Annotated in this window: 10 protein-coding genes and 1 pseudogene; 3 read left to right on the top strand and 8 right to left on the bottom strand. The window is 74.0% G+C overall.

Going from position 1 to position 18255, the window contains the following annotated elements:
- Positions 1 to 96 precede the first annotated feature (96 nt).
- Positions 97 to 951: pseudogene (locus ACZ56B_RS12510) on the bottom strand (class I SAM-dependent methyltransferase); the annotation flags it as partial.
- Positions 952 to 1137: 186 nt separating this feature from the next.
- Entirely contained in the window at positions 1138 to 2862 is a 1725-nt protein-coding gene (locus tag ACZ56B_RS12515; protein ID WP_468789066.1) for a glycoside hydrolase family 6 protein, read from the bottom strand.
- Positions 2863 to 3429: 567 nt separating this feature from the next.
- Here ACZ56B_RS12515 and ACZ56B_RS12520 point away from each other — a divergent pair.
- Complete coding sequence (locus ACZ56B_RS12520) at positions 3430 to 6348, top strand: glycoside hydrolase family 48 protein (RefSeq protein WP_468789068.1); 2919 nt, start codon at positions 3430 to 3432, stop codon at positions 6346 to 6348.
- Positions 6349 to 6490: 142 nt separating this feature from the next.
- Entirely contained in the window at positions 6491 to 9160 is a 2670-nt protein-coding gene (locus ACZ56B_RS12525; protein WP_468789070.1) for a cellulose binding domain-containing protein, read from the top strand.
- Between the two features lie 152 nt (positions 9161 to 9312).
- Here the strand turns inward: ACZ56B_RS12525 and ACZ56B_RS12530 are convergent, their stop codons facing one another.
- From ACZ56B_RS12530 to ACZ56B_RS12550, 5 genes are all read right to left on the bottom strand, one after another.
- Entirely contained in the window at positions 9313 to 10041 is a 729-nt protein-coding gene (locus ACZ56B_RS12530; protein WP_468789072.1) for a hypothetical protein, read from the bottom strand.
- An 11-nt stretch (positions 10042 to 10052) separates the two neighbouring features.
- The gene (locus ACZ56B_RS12535; protein ID WP_468789074.1) at positions 10053 to 13367 is read right to left on the bottom strand and encodes a CHAT domain-containing protein; all 3315 of its coding nucleotides are present in this window, start codon (positions 13365 to 13367) and stop codon (positions 10053 to 10055) included.
- 330 nt (positions 13368 to 13697) lie between these two features.
- On the bottom strand, positions 13698 to 15572 hold the full coding sequence (locus ACZ56B_RS12540) for a rhamnogalacturonan lyase (RefSeq protein WP_468789076.1): 1875 nt from the start codon (positions 15570 to 15572) through the stop codon (positions 13698 to 13700).
- Positions 15573 to 15673: 101 nt separating this feature from the next.
- Entirely contained in the window at positions 15674 to 16414 is a 741-nt protein-coding gene (locus ACZ56B_RS12545) for a class I SAM-dependent methyltransferase (protein ID WP_468789078.1), read from the bottom strand.
- Positions 16415 to 16419: 5 nt separating this feature from the next.
- Entirely contained in the window at positions 16420 to 16725 is a 306-nt protein-coding gene (locus tag ACZ56B_RS12550) for a 4a-hydroxytetrahydrobiopterin dehydratase (RefSeq protein ID WP_468789080.1), read from the bottom strand.
- A gap of 141 nt (positions 16726 to 16866) precedes the next feature.
- Between ACZ56B_RS12550 and ACZ56B_RS12555 the strand changes: the two genes are divergently transcribed.
- A complete protein-coding gene (locus ACZ56B_RS12555) occupies positions 16867 to 17688 on the top strand; it encodes a helix-turn-helix domain-containing protein (protein WP_468789082.1) in 822 nt (273 codons plus the stop codon).
- Here ACZ56B_RS12555 and ACZ56B_RS12560 read toward each other — a convergent pair.
- Positions 17670 to 18095 carry a hypothetical protein gene (locus ACZ56B_RS12560; RefSeq protein WP_468789084.1) on the bottom strand — a complete coding sequence of 142 codons (426 nt, stop codon included), beginning with the start codon at positions 18093 to 18095 and terminating at the stop codon, positions 17670 to 17672. The genes ACZ56B_RS12555 and ACZ56B_RS12560 overlap by 19 nt on opposite strands.
- Positions 18096 to 18255 lie beyond the last annotated feature (160 nt).

Consider the following 18255-nt stretch of genomic DNA (forward strand, 5'->3'; position numbering starts at 1 on the left):
CCTTCCCCCCCCCCCCCCCCCCCCCCCCCCCCCCCCCCCCCCCCCCCCCCCCCCCCCCCCCCGGGCCCCCACCCGGCCCCCCGGCCAGCACCCCCCCACGGCCGTGTGGACCGTGTGGGCGGCCAGGACGAAGACGTCCGGGCGGTGGTGCAGGCCCGCCGGGTCGGCGGGGTCGAGGAGGCGGTCGAGGGTGGCCCGGTCCTCGGCGTCCAGGCCCTCGGCGAGGACCTCGCGGGTGCGGGTGAGGGAGGCGACCACGTAGGCGCGGGCGCGGTCCGTGACCGGTGCGGGGAGGTCGAGGAGGAAGGTGCGCGAGCGGGTGGGGCGCAGACCGGCCGAGGCCAGCAGGGCCGGCCAGTCCTCGGTCTGCGCGACCGAGCCGGGCAGTTCGGCGCGCATCCGGGCGTACCAGTCCTCCTCCACCGCGTCGACGCGCGCCTGGAGTCCGGGCCGGCCGATGCCGATGTCGCGGGGCAGGAACCGGGCGGGCAGGCCGCCCTCCATCACCGCCAGGGTGCCGCCGGGCGCCAGCCGCTTCGCGTACGCGGCGAGCGCGGCGCCCTGGTCGCCGAGGTGGTGCACACTGCGGCTGGCCCAGAGCAGGTCGGCCGGGTAGTCCAGCTCGTCCAGCACTCCGGGCAGCTCACCGGCGAGGGTGGCGAAGCGGTCGGCGACGCCCCGGCGGGCGGCCCGGGCCGCGGCCCGCTCCAGCAGCGGCCCGGAGCCGTCGACGGCCACGATCCGCGCGCCCGGGAAGGTCTCGGCGAACAGGCAGGAGATCACGCCGGGCCCGCTGCCCGCGTCGACGACGAGGCCGGGCTCGGTGACCTCCTTCGCCAGCCAGCCCAGGGCCCGCTCGTACAGCGGTGTGAAGAGTTCCGCCTGCGACTCGAGCAGGGGGGCCATCTCGGCCCAGTCGATGTCGGTGTGGTCGTGGTGGTGGTGCGCCATGGTGGTCGGCCTCTCCGCTCGGATGCCGCCAGGGTGCTCCGGCGCACCGGACGGGAGCAACCCGTGTTGCCGCTCCCGCAAAAACGTTCTTCGCGGGAGCGGCGGTGCCGTCGCGGGGCGGGGGGTGCGGTCCGCCGGGGCCGTGCCCGGCGGACCCGGCCCCGGCGGATCAGAGGTGCCCCGCGGTCAGGACAGCGGCGGGTACGCGTTCCTCATCAGCTCCTGGAACTGGGCGGAGAACCAGTGCCCGGAGATCGGGGCGTCCGGCAGGGCGCCCGACATGTTGTTGTCGTTGCGCGGGTTGCCCGTGTACGTCGGGTCGCACATCCGGTCGAAGCCCTTGCCCTCGTCGTTGTCGATGACCTTGCTCGCACCGTCGGACTCGCCCGGGGGCTTCATCCACACGTAGGCGTCGATCCCGGGCTCCGGTGCGGCCTGCGGCCGCTCCCCGAGTCCCGCGCCCTTCTGGTTGCACCAGTTGCCCGTGTTGAACCGGCGGTCGTAGCGGCCGCCGTCGACATAGGTGTCCACGCTGGTCGTGGCGCCGGGCCCGGTGGGCCGGGCGGTGCCGCCCCAGCCGTTGCGGGAGGTGTCGATCAGCATGCCGATCTTCGAGTCGAAGCCGAGCGAGACCAGCTTCTCGCGCAGGGCCTGGGCGTACGACAGCTCGTCGACGTAACGGTTCCAGCTGACCCACTTGGACTCGCGCACCGACTTGCCGGCCACGGTCTGGTCGACCGAGAAGTGGTCCTCCTTCAGCGCGCTGTAGTTGGCGGTGTTGGCGATGAAGCCGTGCACGTCGGCCACGGTCGCGCCCTCGGCGGTGGCGGCCTGCTTGAACATCTCCGCGGAGGCCCCGAAGTTGTCGTCCCAGCCCAGCCAGCCGTGGTGGCCGGCGTCCACGTAGTTGTAGACGTTGGGCACGTCGCCGAGCTTGTTCAGGGCGTAGCCGACGCCCTTGACGTAGTTGCCGTTGGCCTTCATCACGTCGCAGTTGGGCGTGGCGGTGGCCCGCGGGGAGACGTTGGTGACCAGGTTCGGCAGGGAGTCGATCTCGACCGTGGTGACGATCCGCAGCGAGGCGTACTTCGGGTCGGCGAGGATGGCCTTGATCGGGTCGATGTACTCGGTCTTGTAGCGGTCGATCTCCGTCGGGCCGAGCTCGCCGTTGGAGGCGAGGGCGGCGCAGTCGCGGCCCGGCAGGTTGTAGATGACCACCTGGAAGACCAGTTCGCCCGAGCCCTTCTGCCGCAGGGCCTCGTCGAGGTGGTCGCGCAGGCTCATCTTGCCGTTGGCCCCGTTGATGGCGGCGGTGCGGTCCATCCAGACGCCGGTGGGCTGGTTCGCGATGCGGCTGCCGCCCGGCTCGGCGGCCGCGTTCGCGGACCACTCGGGGTTCACGTACACCTTGGCGCCGACGTAGGGGTTGTCGACCCGGGTGCCGGGCGGCGGGTCGGTCGGGTCCGGCGGCGGGTCGGTGGGGCCGCCGCCGGAATCGACGTTGCAGGTCACGCCGTCGAGGGTGAAGGTGGCGGGGACCGCGTTGGTGCCGCTGTAGGTGCCCTGGAAGCCGAAGGTGGCCGAACCGCCGGTGGCCAGCGCGCCGTTGTAGGACTCGTTGGCGGCGGTGACGTTCGCGCCGGACTGGGTGACCTTGGCGTTCCAGGCGCTGGTGACCTTCTGGTTGCCGGCGTACGACCACTTCACCGCCCACGACGACTTGGCGGCGCCGTGGTTGGTGACCGTCACGGAGGCGGTGAAGCCGGTGTTCCACTGGTTCTGCACCTTGTAGTCCACGGTGCAGGGGACGGCGGCCGCGCCGGTGCCGCCGGGAACGGCGGCGAGCGCCGTTCCCGTGGCGCCGGCGACCAGCGCCATGGCGGCGAGGAGCGCGGTTCTGGTGCGACTCATGAGTGCGGGTTTCCTATTCCGTAGGGGGGCTGTCCTTCGAGGGCGGCGCGGGTGGGCGCGCCCCGGTGCCGTACGGGGTGGGAGTGCCGTCGTGCCCCGGTCCGGGGCGGGCCCACCCGCGCCGCCCGGGCGCTGTCGGGGCAGCGCGGACGACGAGGGGTCCCACGACGAGTGCGCCGGCCCCGCGCCCGGGGTGGGGTGGTGCCGTCGAGCCGGATCTCCGCCGTCCCGGTGCCGCCCGCGGAAGGGGCGTGACGGAGTGCTCCGCCGTGCACGGAGGATGGCTAAAAGTACTGAACGCGGGGGGTGGCGCATGAGCGACTCCTTGCAGTTCACACGCGCCGTGACCGGACGCGCCGACTGGTGGAACCGCTCCCACTGGTGCCAAGAAGCTAGCGTCAAGTGACGAAGAAGAACAGAGGGTGTTGCTGACTTTCCCTCAGGCCCCTTCGTCGAATCTTTTCGACTCTCCACAAGCCTTGACCGCCCCAGACCCCGTCCCCACTATGGGAGCGCTCCCACTGGTTCAAGCCTTGACCTCTTCGAGTCGCAGGAGGAACCAGCACCATGCGCCCCCCACCCAGAAGACGCGGCGGCGTCCGGCGGCTGTGGACGGCCGTCGCGGCGGCTCTCGCGCTCCCGCTGACGATGCTCTCCTCGGGTTCGACCCCCGCCCAGGCGGCCGCCGTCCAGTGCAGCGTCGACTACCGGACGAACGACTGGGGCTCCGGCTTCACCGCGGACCTGACCCTCACCAACCGCGGCACGGAGACCATCGACGGCTGGACGCTGACGTACGACTACGCGGGCAACCAGAGGCTCGTGAACGGCTGGAACGGCAGCTGGTCGCAGTCCGGGAGGACCGTGACCGTGAGGAACGCCGGGCACAACGCCCGGATCTCCGCCGGCGGCGCCGTCACGACCGGCGCCCAGTTCTCCTACAGCGGCTCCAACGCCGCGCCCACGTCCTTCGCGGTCAACGGCACCCCCTGCGCCGGCGCCCACCGGCCCCCGGTCGCCGTGCTCACCAGCCCCGCGGCCGGCTCCGTCTACACCCAGGGCGAGACCGTCCCGCTCGCGGCGACCGCGGCGGCGGCCGACGACGCCGTCATCACCAAGGTGGAGTTCTACGACGACACCGAGCTGCTGGGCACGGACAGCAGCGCGCCGTTCACCCTCTCGGTCGCCGGTTTGACCGTGGGCAGTCATTCACTGGTGGCGAAGGCCCACGACAGCAGGGGCGCCTCCGCGAGCTCCACCCCGGTCGGCATCACGGTCGCCTCGGGCCCCACCGTGGTGGCCACACCGTCCCAGCTGGGCGTCCGGCAGGGCGGGTCGGGCACGTACGAGGTGAAGCTGTCGAAGCAGCCGAGCGCGAACGTGACCGTCACCACGGCCCGCGCGAGCGGCAACGCGGGGCTGTCGGTCACCGGGGGCGCCTCGCTCACCTTCACCCCGTCGAACTGGGACACCGCGCAGAAGGTGACCATCGGCGCCGACGGCTCCGGCACCGGCTCGGCGGTCTTCGAGTCGACGGCGCCGGGGCACGGCAAGGCCGCGGTCACGGTGACGCAGCTGGGCGCGGGGAAGACCTACGACGCGCGCTTCCTGGAGCTGTACGGCAAGATCACCGACCCGGCGAACGGCTACTTCTCGCCCGAGGGCATCCCGTACCACTCGGTCGAGACGCTGATCGTCGAGGCGCCGGACCACGGCCACGAGACCACCTCGGAGGCGTACAGCTACCTGCTGTGGCTGCAGGCCATGTACGGCAAGGTGACCGGTGACTGGTCGAAGTTCAACGGGGCCTGGGGAATCATGGAGAAGTACATGATCCCCACCCGTGCGGACCAGTCGACCAGCTCCTTCTACAACGCCTCGAAGCCGGCGACCTACGCGCCCGAGCACGACACCCCGAACGAGTACCCGTCCGCGCTCGACACGGGCGTCCCGGTCGGCCCCGACCCGATCGCGGGCGAGCTGAGGTCCGCCTACGGCACCGACGACGTCTACGGCATGCACTGGCTGCAGGACGTCGACAACGTCTACGGCTACGGCAACGAGCCCGGCACGTGCGAGGCCGGCCCGGCGGCGACCGGCCCGTCGTACATCAACACCTTCCAGCGCGGCCCGCAGGAGTCGGTGTGGGAGACGGTCCCGCAGCCCACCTGCGACGCCTTCAAGTACGGCGGGAAGAACGGCTACCTGGACCTGTTCACCAAGGACGCCTCGTACGCGAAGCAGTGGAAGTTCACCAACGCCCCGGACGCCGACGCGCGCGCCGTGCAGGCCGCGTACTGGGCGGACAAGTGGGCCAAGGAGCAGGGCAAGGGCTCCGAGGTCTCCGCGACCGTCTCCAAGGCCGCGAAGATGGGCGACTACCTGCGCTACGCCATGTACGACAAGTACTTCAAGAAGGTCGGCAACTGCGTGGGGCCCTCGTCCTGCCCGGCCGGCACCGGCAAGGACGCCTCGCACTACCTGCTGTCCTGGTACTACGCGTGGGGCGGCGCCACCGACTCCTCGGCGGGCTGGGCCTGGCGCATCGGCTCCAGCCACGCGCACGGCGGCTACCAGAACCCGTTCGCCGCGTACGCGCTGAGCAGCTACGCGCCGCTCAAGCCGAAGTCGGCGACGGGCGCGGACGACTGGGCCAAGTCGATGCAGCGGCAGCTGGAGTTCTACCGCTGGCTGCAGTCCGACGAGGGCGCCATCGCGGGCGGCGCGACCAACAGCTGGGCGGGGCGGTACGCCACGCCGCCGGCCGGCACGCCGACCTTCTACGGCATGTACTACGACGAGAAGCCGGTCTACCACGACCCGCCGTCCAACCAGTGGTTCGGCTTCCAGGCGTGGTCGATGGAGCGGGTCGCCGAGCTGTACCAGCAGACCGGCAACGCGCTCGCCAAGTCGGTCCTGGACAAGTGGGTGGACTGGTCGCTGTCCGAGACCACGGTCAACCCCGACGGCACCTTCCGCATCCCGTCGACGCTCCGCTGGTCGGGCAAGCCCGACACGTGGAACGCCGCGAACCCCGGTGCCAACGGCGGCCTGCACGTCACCGTCGTCGACTACACCAACGACGTCGGCGTGGCGGGCGCGTACGCCAGGACCCTGACGTACTACGCCGACCGCTCCGGTGACACCGAGGCCGCGGCCACCGCGAAGAAGCTCCTCGACGGCATGTGGACCCACCACCGGGACGACCTGGGCATCGCCGTCCCGGAGACCCGCACCGACTACAACCGCTTCGACGACCCGGTCCACATCCCCGCCGGCTGGACCGGCACCATGCCCAACGGCGACCGGATCGACGCGTCGTCGACGTTCGAATCGATCCGCTCCTTCTACCGGGACGACCCGGCCTGGTCGAAGATCGAGTCCTATCTGGCGGGCGGCGCCGCGCCCACCTTCACGTACCACCGGTTCTGGGCCCAGGCCGACATCGCCCTGGCCCTGGGCGCGTACGCGGAGCTGCTCGAATAGCCCCCGCCGGCGCTCCGCGTACGGCCCCGGTACCTGACGCCGGGGCCACCACGGCCGGGCGGTCCCCTCGCGCACGGGGGACCCCCCGGCCCTCGCGCGCTCCCACCCCCCTCCCCTCCCCACCCCGCGGAAGGAACGCACCGTGCGAAGAACCCGTGTCCTCACGGCCGTGCTGGCGCTGGCGGCCGGCCTGCTCGCGGCCGGCCCGCCCGCCCTCGCGGCCGGCGACGGCGGCCCGGAGCCGGCCGCCGCCCCCGCCGCCGACACCTACACCTGGAAGAACGCCCGCATCGACGGCGGCGGCTTCGTGCCCGGCATCGTCTTCAACCGCAGCGAGCGGAACCTGGCCTACGCGCGCACCGACATCGGCGGCGCCTACCGCTGGCAGGAGGCGACGAAGACCTGGACCCCGCTGCTGGACTCGGTGGGCTGGGACGACTGGGGGCACACCGGCGTGGTGAGCCTCGCCTCCGACCCGGTCGACCCGGACCGGGTGTACGCGGCGGTCGGCACGTACACCAACGACTGGGACCCGGGGAACGGCGCGGTGCTGCGCTCCGCCGACCGGGGCGCGAGCTGGCGGAAGGCCGACCTGCCGTTCAAGCTGGGCGGGAACATGCCGGGCCGGGGCATGGGGGAACGCCTGGCCGTCGACCCGAACCGCAACAGCGTGCTGTACCTGGGCGCGCCCAGCGGCAGGGGGCTGTGGCGGTCGACCGACTCGGGGGCGAACTGGTCGCAGGTGACGGACTTCCCCAACCCCGGGAACTACGTCCAGGACCCGGGTGACACCTCCGGGTACGGCAGCGACAACCAGGGCGTCGTCTGGGTCACCTTCGACGAGTCGACGGGGACGCCGGGCAGCGCGACCAGGACGGTCTACGTCGGGGTCGCCGACAAGGACAACGCCGTCTACCGGTCCACGGACGCGGGCGCGACCTGGGAACGGCTGCCCGGGCAGCCGACGGGGTACCTCGCCCACAAGGGCGTCCTCGACGCCCGCGACGGCCACCTCTACCTCGCCTACAGCGACACCGGCGGCCCGTACGACGGCGGCAAGGGCCGCCTGTACCGGTACGCGACGGCGACCGGCGCCTGGACGGACATCAGTCCCGTCCCGGAGGCCGACACCCACTACGGCTTCAGCGGGCTGACCGTGGACCGGCAGAAGCCGGGCACGGTGATGGCGACGGCGTACAGCTCCTGGTGGCCGGACACCCAGATCTTCCGCTCCACGGACAGCGGCGCGACCTGGACGAAGGCGTGGGACTACACGTCGTACCCGAACCGCGAGAACCGCTACACCATGGACGTCTCGTCCGTGCCCTGGCTCACCTGGGGCGCCGACCCGTCCCCGCCCGAACAGACCCCGAAACTCGGCTGGATGACCGAGGCGATGGAGATCGACCCCTTCGACTCGGACCGCATGATGTACGGCACGGGCGCGACAATCTACGGCACCGAGAACCTCACGAACTGGGACGCCGGCACGAAGTTCACCCTCACGCCCGTGGTGCGCGGCCTGGAGGAGACGGCCGTCAACGACCTCGCCTCTCCCCCGTCGGGCGCGCCGCTGCTCAGCGCACTCGGCGACGTCGGCGGCTTCCGGCACACGGACCTGACGAAGGTCCCGTCGATGATGTTCACGCAGCCGAACTTCACCTCGACGACGAGCCTGGACTTCGCCGAGTCGGACCCGGACACCGTGGTCCGGGCCGGCAACCTGGACTCCGGCCCGCACATCGCGTTCTCGACGGACAACGGCGCCCACTGGTTCCCGGGGACGGACCCTTCGGGCGTGAGCGGCGGGGGGACGGTCGCGGCGGCGGCCGACGGCAGCCGGTTCGTGTGGAGCCCGGAAGGCGCCGGCGTCCACCACACCACCGGGTTCGGCACCTCCTGGTCGGCGTCGTCCGGCATCCCGGACGGGGCGGTCGTGGAGTCCGACCGGGTGGACCCGAAGACCTTCTACGGCTTCAAGTCCGGGAAGTTCTACGTCAGTACGGACGGCGGCGCGACGTTCAGGGCCTCGGCGGCGACCGGCCTGCCCGACGGCGGCGGCGTGCGGTTCAAGGCGCTGCCGGGCGTGCGGGGCGACATCTGGCTGGCGGGCGGATCGAGCGACGGGGCGTACGGCCTGTGGCACTCCACGGACGCCGGGGCGACCTTCACCCGGCTGGGGAACGTCGAGGAGGCCGACACCGTCGGCTTCGGCAAGGCGGCGCCCGGGGCGTCGTACCAGACCCTCTACACCAGCGCGAAGATCGGCGGGGTGCGCGGCATCTTCCGCTCGACGGACCGCGGCGCGAGCTGGACCCGCGTCAACGACGACGCCCACCAGTGGGGCTGGACCGGCGCGGCGATCACCGGTGACCCGCGGGTCTACGGCCGGGTCTACGTGGCGACCAACGGACGCGGCGTCGTCTACGGCGACACCTCGGCCCCCGGGGGCGGGGACGACGGCGGCCCGGGTCCGGACCCGGAGCCCGCGGGGGCCTGCGAGGTGACGTACGCGGTCACCCACCAGTGGCCCGGCGGCTTCCAGGCCGAGGTGCGGGTGACCAACACGGGAAGGAGCGCCTGGGACGGCTGGGACCTGAACTGGTCCTTCGCGGACGGGCAGCGCATCTCCCAGCTCTGGAACGCGGCCCACACCCAGTCGGGTCCGGCGGTGACGGTGCGCAGCACCGACTGGAACGGCACCGTCGCGGCGGGCTCGTCGGTCGGCTTCGGCTTCACCGCGAGCCGCTCGGCGGCGAACACGGAACCGACGGCCTTCAGGCTGGGCGGGCAGGACTGCGCGGTGCGCTGACCCCGTCGGAGGGGGCGCGCCGCCCGCCGGGGGCGCCGGCCTGCGGTGCGGGCGCCCCCTCCGACGACGGCCGGCCCACCGGGGCGGTGCCCCGGGCCCCCGGGTCCGCCCGTACCGGGTACGGGCGGACGACGACGGGCCCGGTGGTGCCGCTACAGGTTCTCGAAGGTGCCCCGGGCGTCCAGCCTCACCCTCCGGCGGCCGACGAGCGGCACGGTACCGAGGGCGCCCTGGACGGAGACGCCCGCGCGCAGGGTGGTGTGGAGGTGGGCCCGCGTGGCGCCGCCGGGCAGGCCCACCAGGAGGCGCAGGGTGCGGTCGACGTGCAGGGGGGCCTCCCCGACCTGCAGGAAGTCCCACCAGGCCGCGGCGAACAGAGGGCCGGAGGAAGTGAGCCGGGGGAAGAACACGTCCTGCTCCCTGGCCCGTTCGGCGGTGACCTCCGGTCCCAGGGGGACGGTCTCGATCTGGAGGGACAGGCCACCGCCGTAGCGGGTGACCACCCTGACCGGTTCGGTGGCCACCTCGTCCCTGGGGCTGAGGTCGAGGACCGTGCCGTCGCTGCCGGAGACGTCCACGCTCACCCTCACCCAGCGCAGCCGGCACTCCGGGTGCCGGTGGGCGACGCACCGCAGCGGGATGTCGACCGCGGTCCCCCGGCCGTCGCCGAGCGGGTTCCAGGAGACGGGTCCGGTGCGCAGGGCGAACCTGTTCTCCCGTGCCAGCAGCCCGACCGTCCGGTCCACGGCGGCCGGCTCGGCGCGTTCCTCCAGCGCCGCTTCGTCGATGTCCATGGCGTGGTCGACGACGTGCTCGCCGGTCCCCGCGTCCCGTCCGTTCCCCGCGTCCTGTCCGGTGCCCGCGTCCTGTCCGTTCCCCACCCGTTCCTCCTTCATCTCCAGTCACCGACGGCCACGAACGCGCCCCAGTGGTAGAAGTGCCCGCGGTGCGGTGGCGTGCCCGCCACGGCCCGTGCGGCGTGGTGGAGCGCGTCCGCGCAGCCGAAGTCCTGCGCCAGCTCCCGGTGGAACGCGGTGAGCAGCGTGGCCGCGGACGTGTCCGCCACCTTCCACTGGCTCACCACGACCGACCTGCACCCGCCCAGGAACAGGGCGTGCGCGAGGCCCACCGGTTCGTCGCCGTCGCGCTGCTCGTTCACACCGGTCTCGCAGCCGCTGAGCACCACGGCACCGGCCCCGACACGACGGCCCACGAGGTCGGAGGCGTGCAGGACGCCGTCGGCCGTGTCCATGCCCCGTTCGAAGCCGTCCCCGGTCGAGAGGTGTCCGTGCCCCGCCAGGTGCACCAGGGCGCACCGGTCGAGCGCGTCCAGGACGCGCGCCGTCGTCACCTCGGCCCCCAGCTCCTCCCGGACCGAGAGGAGCCGGGCCACGGCGCCGGCCTCGTCGGCCGACCTCGGGAGGTTGGACCGCGAGTCACCGAAGACCGCGCGTGCCCCGGCGCGGGCCGGCTTCCCCCGCCCTGTCCGGTTCAGGAGGTCGAGCAGCACGGCGCTGCTCGGGCTGTAGCACACCGGATTGCGCAGCAGCAGCGGCTCGCCCCCGACGGGGAGCGTGTGCAGCGGCAGGTCGTGGAGGACTCCGTGCGGTACGAGGTACAGGATGTCCCCGGGCGAGGCCCAGTCGGCCAGCGGGGCGACGAGGGAGGAGAAGGAGTGCCAGTCGCGCTCCCCTCCGTCGGCGAGGTCCTGCATCATCAGGCGCACTCCGCCGGGGCGGCGGAAGTACTGGCCGGCGTAGCGGGACAGCCGCGCGGGGTCGGTCCCGACGGTCTCCACCCGCGGCTCGGGCCAGTCGGCGCGCAGGCCGAACAGCAGGATCTCCCGCGGCCCGCACCGGTACTCGGCCACGACGATCCGCCGTCCGCCGGTGTGCTCCCTCTCCCTCTCGAGTGCGGCCCGCAGTTCCTCGTGGGCCGGCGGTTCGACGGACCTGGCGCGTGCGTATCCGGCCATCGGGCCCGTGCGCATGGTGGCGAGGAGCCCGTCGATCTCCCGGCGCAGGGCCAGTTCCTCCTCGTCGGTGTCCGCCGGCCGCTTCCGCAGCTCCTGTTCCCGTGCGAGTTCGGGCACCCGCCCCAGGACGGACCCGGCGGGGGTGAGTTCGCCGAGTCCGTCCAGCAGGGCCCGGGACTTGGCCCGCTCGAGCCACTCCAGGGCCCGGGCCGCGTCGGCCCTGCGGTACCAGTGCAGCTCGAAGCCGAGGCGGTAGACCTCCGAGGCGTTGCCGGCCAGGGCGATGCGCACGTGCTGGGTCCGCAGCGCGGTCGTGTCCGCGGTCGCCGCCGTCGCCCGCAGCCGGTCGAGTTCCCGGGCGGCCTCGTCCAGCAGGGTGTCCGCCCGGGACCAGTGGCGGGCGCGGTCCCGTGCGGCGGGCGCGTAGCGGTCGCCCGTCTCCAGGGCGCAGATGCCGCGGTGGAACAGGACCCGCCAGATCTCCGGGCGCAGGCCCGCGGCGGCCAGCAGACCCTGCACCTCGGCGAGGCGCCGGTCGGCGTCCTCGTACAGCGCGGCCCCGCCGCCGTGGCGGGCCCTGTCGATCAGCACCAGGGCCTGGTAGCTGAGGGTGAAGGCCAGTTGGGGGCCCAGGCCGAAGGTCCGGCACACCTCCTCGGCCCGGCCCAACGACGCCCCGCACTCCTCCCAGTCCTGGGTGAAGAAGGCCGCCTGCCCGCGCTGCTGGTGCACCGACACCAGGTGGACACGGGCGTCCAGGGAGGTCAGGGGCTCCAGCAGCGCCGTGGCCGTCCCGAAGAGGGCGACCGTCTCCTCGGGGGACGGGACCGCGGTCCCTCCGCGTCTGCGAGCCAGTACCGCCACCCAGGCCTTGAGGGCCAGGCAGCGTGCCTCGTCCACGGGAAGACCCAGCCGGCGGGCCGCGGCGGCGCCTCGGTCCAGCTGGGCGCAGGCCGCCGGTGCGTCGGAACCGGCCAGCAGGGCGGCCAGCGAGAGCGACACCTCGGGCAGCAGACCGGCCGGCGCCGGCCGGTCCCGCAGTTCACGGTCGACCCCGCGCAGCAGCAGCACGGCCTCGTCCTTGAGCCCCATCGACGAGAGCACCGACGCGCGCACGACCGCCTGCCCGGCGAACTCCCCCTCGTCCGCGGGCCCCCGCCGTACGGTGAGCAGGTCGGCGCGCCCGCGGTCGGCGGCGCGGAGGGCGGTGTCCGCCTCACCGATCGTCCGTGCGTCCTCGGCGAGGGGATGCCCGATGAGGCGGGTCAGGCCGGCCGCCTCCCGGTCGGCGTTCTTCCGCGCCGCCGCGTCGCCGTGGTGGACGTGCCACAGGGACAGCGCCTGCCATGCGCTCAGTTCCTGGGCCGGCACCTGCGCCCGCCGGAAGCCGTCCGCGGCCTTCTCGGTGAGGGCGACTCCGTCGGGCACCCCGTGGTTCAGGCACAGTTGCCCCAGGGCCAGGTGCGCCCGTGGTTCACCGAGGCGGCCGCCGGCCGCGGTGATCCGTGCCGCCGCGTCCTCGAGCGCGGCCACGAGCGGTCCGGAGTCCCGCCCCCGCGGCCGGCCGAAGTCGGTGGCGAACCAGACCTCGAGGTCCAGTTCCGCCAGCGCGAACGCCGACTCGGCGGCGGACAGGGCGTCACCCCGCCGCTGCGCCGCTTCCCGGGCGGCCACCAGCAGACCACGTGCCCGGTCCGGATCCGCTCCCGGGTTCCCGCGCAGGAACGCCGCGGCCCGCCGTACCGCCCGGTCGGCGTCACCGGGCGCACCGGCGTCGAGGTGGGCGGCCGCCGCGGCCTCCCACGCGTCGGCCACGGCCGCGCGCCGGCCGGGCTCCTGGCCCGAGAGCAGGAAGCGCAGGGCCAGGCCCTGCGCGCGGAGATCGCCGGCCAGCAGGCCCGGTGCCGAGGGCCCGCGGGCGGCGATCCGCTCGCAGCGCGCGATGAACGCGTCCAGCGCCCGGGGGGTGAGCGCCGCCCGGCTCCTGTGGATCTCGGCCAGGCGGCTCCACAGGCCGGCGACACCGTCCGGGGCGAACCGTCCCCGCGCACCGTCGACCAGGGCGCCCGCCTCGCGGATCAGCCCCTGCTCCAGCCGGCACCGGAGCAGGAGCGTCCACACCTCCTCGTCCCCGCCGTCCGGGCCCTGCCGGTGCGCGATCCCCCCGATCGCTCCCACCAGTTCCGCGTACCGCTGCCGGTCCAGCAGCGCCCTCGCCTCTGAGGCGTTCACATGACTCCCCCGGTCGTTCCGGTCGTCCGCCGGGACCGCCCGGGCCGCCCGGGCGCCGGGAGCGGTGACGCCCCTCCCCGGGCCCGCGCGCCGCGGTCCGGCCGTCCGGCGGGGACGACGGACACGAGGATGCCCCGTCCGCCGGTCCTGGACACCGGGAAGCCGCCGCCTTACGCCCCGGCCCGGCCCGATCGCCCGGACGGGGTCCGTCAGCTGTCCTAGGCGGTGTCCTCCCGGTCGTCCCGGCTCGCCGGACCGGTCGTGGGGACGGGATGCCGGGGCCGGAGGAGGAGGCTGCGGCGGACCGGGCCGTGTCCGGCCCGCCGTCCCTCAGGGCGTGGCCACCGCCGGCCGCGGCGGCGTCGGCATGCCGTCGCCGAGGAAGAAGCCGGTGTGCGGGGGCTGGTTGTACCCGCTGTTCTGCCAGGCCAGGGACGTGCGGTAGAGGGTGTCGTGGAGGAGGGTGGTGATGCGGCGGTCCGTGTCGTGCGGGGTGGAGTGGATGCGCAGGGCCTTGTTGTCAGCGGTGCGCCAGACGACCTCCTCGCGCCAGTCGCCCAGGATGTCGCCGGACAGCACGGGCGTGGCCTTGGTGCCGTTGTTGGAGGAGACGCCGGAGCCGGTCAGCAGGCGGGTGTCGGAGGACGGGCCGTACTTGTCGACGCGGGTGCCGTCGAGGAGTTCGCGCACGGGGTCGCCGTCCCACCAGAGGAGGAAGTTGGCGGAGGACGGCTTGCGGCCCTTGGCCGCGCCGCCCTCGTCGCGCACGGAGCCGTCGGAGGAGGACCACATCTCCGGGCCGGCGTTGCCCGGCCAGATGTCCGCGGCGACGCCCCGGCCGTTGTCGCAGCAGGCGGCGAGCTTCCAGCGGACCGTGCCGCCGGCGGGGTCGATGGAGAGGGCGGCGGGCTGGCCGGTGGACTCGGAGACCTTGTAGTACTCCAGGCCCGGGGTCGACGGGTCGAGGTCGCCGAGGTGCTGGGCGTCGCCGTGGCCGGTCCTCGTCGTCCACAGGCCCCTGCCGTCGTCGTCGACGGCCATCGAGCCGTAGACGATCTCGTCCCGGCCGTCGCGGTCGACGTCCCCGACGGAGAGGCTGTGGGAGCCCTGGCCGTCGTAGCCCCTGCCCTTGTTGGCGGAGGAGTCGGTGTCGAAGGTCCAGCGGCGGGTGAAGGCCCCGTTCCGCCAGTCCCAGGCCGCGATCACGGTACGGGTGTAGTAGCCGCGGGCCATGATCAGGGAGGGGCGGGCGCCGTCCAGGTAGGCGGTGCCGGCGAGGAAGCGGTCGACGCGGTTGCCGTAGGAGTCGCCCCAGGAGGAGACGGTGCCGCGGGCCGGGGTGTAGTCGACGGTGCCCATCGCCCTGCCGGTCCGCCCGTCGAACATGGTCAGGTACTCGGGGCCGGACAGCACGTAGCCCGAGGAGTTGCGGTGGTCCGCCGAGGAGCTGCCGATGACGGCGCCGGTGCCGTCCCTGGTGCCGTCGGCGGTCTTCATGGCCACCTCGGCCCTGCCGTCGCCGTCGTAGTCGTAGACCTGGAACTGGGTGTAGTGGGCGCCGGAGCGGATGTTGCGGCCGAGGTCGATGCGCCACAGCCGGGTGCCGTCGAGTTCGATGCCGTCGACGATCGTGTTGCCGGTGTGGCCGGACTGCGAGTTGTCCTTGGCGTTGGTGGGCTGCCACTTCAGGACGAACTCGAGGGCGCCGTCGCCGTCGAGGTCGCCGACCGAGGCGTCGTTGGCCTCGTAGGTGTAGGAGACGCCGTCGGGGGTGGTGCCGCCGGCCGGCGGGGACAGGGGGACGTCCTTGTAGCCGGTGCGGAACTGGACGGCGTGCACCGAGTCGCCCTGCTCGGTGCCGTTGACGACCGCGCGGACCGTGTAGTCGGCGTGGGCGGGGGCGCCGGAGTGGAAGAAGGTGGTGGAGCGGGTGATCGGGGCGGAGTTGACCTTGGTGCCGGCCCGGTAGACGTTGAAGGCGACGTCGTCCGGGTCGGTGCCGAGCCAGCGCCAGCCGACCAGGTTGCCGCTGCCGGTGTGGACGCTGACGACGCCGCGGTCGAGCTTCTCGACCTGTCGCGGGGCGGCGGCGGCCTGCGCGGGGTCGTCGGACAGCGCGGTCAGGCCGGTGCCGGCCAGCGTCGCCACGGCGAGCGCGGCGGGGAGGAGGACACGGCGTCTGCGGTGCCTGCGGGGGTGCTTCACGGGGCGGGCCTTCCTGGGAGGACGGACGGGTTCCGTCTCCCGGTCGCCGCCGGGGCGCCGCGGGTTGCCGCTGATCGCCGGCGGGTTGCCGCGGGTTGCCGCTACAGCGGCTTGCGGAAGGCCCTGAGGGTGAACACCGGGTCGGGGCGGGGGCGTTCCTGGTCGGGGAGGCGCGCCAGGCGGGCCGCGAAGCGCTCGGCGGCCGGTTCGCCGGGCGGCAGGGTGACGAACCAGCCGCGGCGCAGGTCGGCGATGGTGCGGCGGGGGCTGCGGCCCTGCCCGTGCCCCCGGAAGCGGGCCTGCCCGGCCGGGACCAGTCCGTGCCCGGCGGCGCAGGCCTCGACGTCGGCGGCGGCGTCGGGCGCCGGACTCGGCGGACGGGCGGCGAGCACCGCGTCGATGTCGCTGCCCACGTTGTGGGAGGCGCCCTTGTCGACGGTGGTGACGTAGACCCCGCCGGGCCGCAGGACGCGGGCGCACTCGCCGACGGCGGCCCGCACGTCCCCGGGGCCGGACAGCAGGTGCAGCAGCCACACGCTGACCACGGCGTCGAACCGGGCGTCGGCGAACGGCAGCCGGCGGCTGTCGGCGCGGACCACCGCGCCGGGCAGGCGGGCGGCGGCCCGGCGGGCCATCGCCGGGGAGAGGTCGGCGCCGGTCACCCGCAGGCCGTCGCGGGCGGCGAACCGCCGGGTCACGATGCCGGTGCCGCAGGCCACGTCCAGCAGGTTCCGGGCCCGCTCCGGCACCAGCCCCAGCACGGCCGCCGCGGCGGCGGCGGCGCGCGGCTCACCGCCGCGCAGGGTGTCGTAGTGTGCCGCTTCCTCGTCGTAGTCCAGCACGCGCCTCAGTGTGCACCGTGGCCGGGGGCCAGGTCCTCCACCCTGCGGGCGAGCTCGATGTCCTTCTCGGTGACGACGCCGCCCGCGCAGTGGGTGTGCACCGACAGCGACACGGTGCGGTAGCCGAGGGTGAGGTCGGAATGGTGGTCGAGTTCCTCCTGCACCCGGGCGATGTGGACGACCATCGCCGTCGCCGCGAGGTGCGACCCCAGCCGGTAGGAGCGGGTGAGGCGGTCCCCCTCGAGCGACCAGCCCGGCAGCCCGGCCAGCCGGTCCTCGATCTCCTTCTGCGACAGCGGTTCGACGGGCATGGGCTGCGCTCCTTCGCCGGTTCGGTCTCCTCGTCGCTCCCGCACGGGGGCTCGTCCCTCAGGCTGCCACAGGAGGGCCCCGGCGGCCCGGCCGGCGGGCGCGGCTCCCCACGACGGCCGCTTCTCGGCTACCGTCCGGGCATGACCACTGCCCCTTCCGGTACCGCTTCCGCCGCCGAGGGCGTGGGCCCGCTGCTGCGGGCCTGGCGGGAACAGCGGCGGGTCAGCCAGCTGGAGCTGGCCCTGCGCGCCGACTCCTCCGCCCGGCACATCAGCTTCGTCGAGACCGGCCGTTCCCGGCCCAGCGAGGAGATGGTGCTGCGGCTGGCCGAGCACCTGGACGTCCCGGTGCGGGAGCGCAACGCGCTGCTGCTGGCGGCGGGTTACGCGCCCCGGTTCCCGCACACCCCGCTGGACGACCCGACGCTGGGGGTGCTGCGGGACGGCATCGAGCGGCTGATCGGGGGCTTCGAGCCGTATCCGGCGCTGGTGGTGGACGCGGTGTACGACGTCGTGGCGGCCAACCGGGGGGTCACGGCGCTGTTCGACGGGGTCCCCGAGTCGCTGCTGGAACCGCCGCTGAACGCGGTGCGGCTCACCCTGCACCCGCAGGGGCTCGCGCCGCGCATCCGGAACCTGCGCCAGTGGCGCGGGCACCTGCTGGAGCAGATGGAGCGGCAGATCGCGCTGCGCCGCTCCGCCCCGCTGCGGGCGCTGTACGAGGAGGTGGCGGCGTTCCCGGTGCCGGAGGCCGGCGGGGACGGCGCGTGGAACGCGGAGGAGCCGGTGGCGTACTTCGCGCTGCCGATGCTGATCGAGCACGAGGGCCGGACGCTGTCGTTCGTGTCCTCGATCTCCACGTTCAACACCCCCATGGACGTGACCGTCGCCGAGCTGGCCGTGGAGACGCTGCTCCCGGCGGACCCGGCGACGGCCAAGTACCTTCAGGGCTGGCTTTCCTGACGGCTCCTCAGCGCCATGTGCTGGAGCAGGGCGAAGCCGGCCACGGTGAGGGCCTGGAGGACCGTCCAGACCGCGCCCGCCGCGGTCGGGGTGAGCCAGAGCGCGAGAGCGGCGAGGCTCACCGCCGTCCAGGCGAGGTTGGTCTCGACGACGATCCGCGCGCCGAGGGCCGGCGGGTGCGGCCGGGAGGCCACCAGGCCGACGCCGGCCGCGTACACCGCGAGGAACGCGCCGAGCCCGAGGAGCAGGCCGGGGCCGACGCCGAGGAAGCGTCCGAGCGGGCCGGGGAGGGCCAGGTAGGCGAGCGCGTTGGCGCCGGTCACCACGGCGTCGAGGACCAGGAGCCGGCGCAGCGCGGCGTGCGGCCGCGCGGTCCGGGCGAGTACGGCGGACAGGGTCGCGGACATGACGGGTCACCCTCCGGTGGGATCGGTCGCGGCGGTCGGTGCCGGGGTCCGGGGGGGGGGGGGGGGGGCAAGAAACCGGTGGGACCACCCCTGCCCCCGGGAAAAGGGACACGCAGGTGACCACGAGGGGACGTGGGGAGGGGAAAGGGACGCACCCCCA

Source organism: Streptomyces sp. NPDC034670, assembly GCF_055574875.1.

Coding starts and splice junctions, on each gene's coding strand:
- ACZ56B_RS12515 (WP_468789066.1), bottom strand. CDS start 2,862: ATGAGTCGCACCAGAACCGCGCTCCTCGCCGCCATGGCGCTGGTCGCC.
- ACZ56B_RS12520 (WP_468789068.1), top strand. CDS start 3,430: ATGCGCCCCCCACCCAGAAGACGCGGCGGCGTCCGGCGGCTGTGGACG.
- ACZ56B_RS12550 (WP_468789080.1), bottom strand. CDS start 16,725: ATGCCCGTCGAACCGCTGTCGCAGAAGGAGATCGAGGACCGGCTGGCC.
- ACZ56B_RS12555 (WP_468789082.1), top strand. CDS start 16,867: ATGACCACTGCCCCTTCCGGTACCGCTTCCGCCGCCGAGGGCGTGGGC.
- ACZ56B_RS12560 (WP_468789084.1), bottom strand. CDS start 18,095: ATGTCCGCGACCCTGTCCGCCGTACTCGCCCGGACCGCGCGGCCGCAC.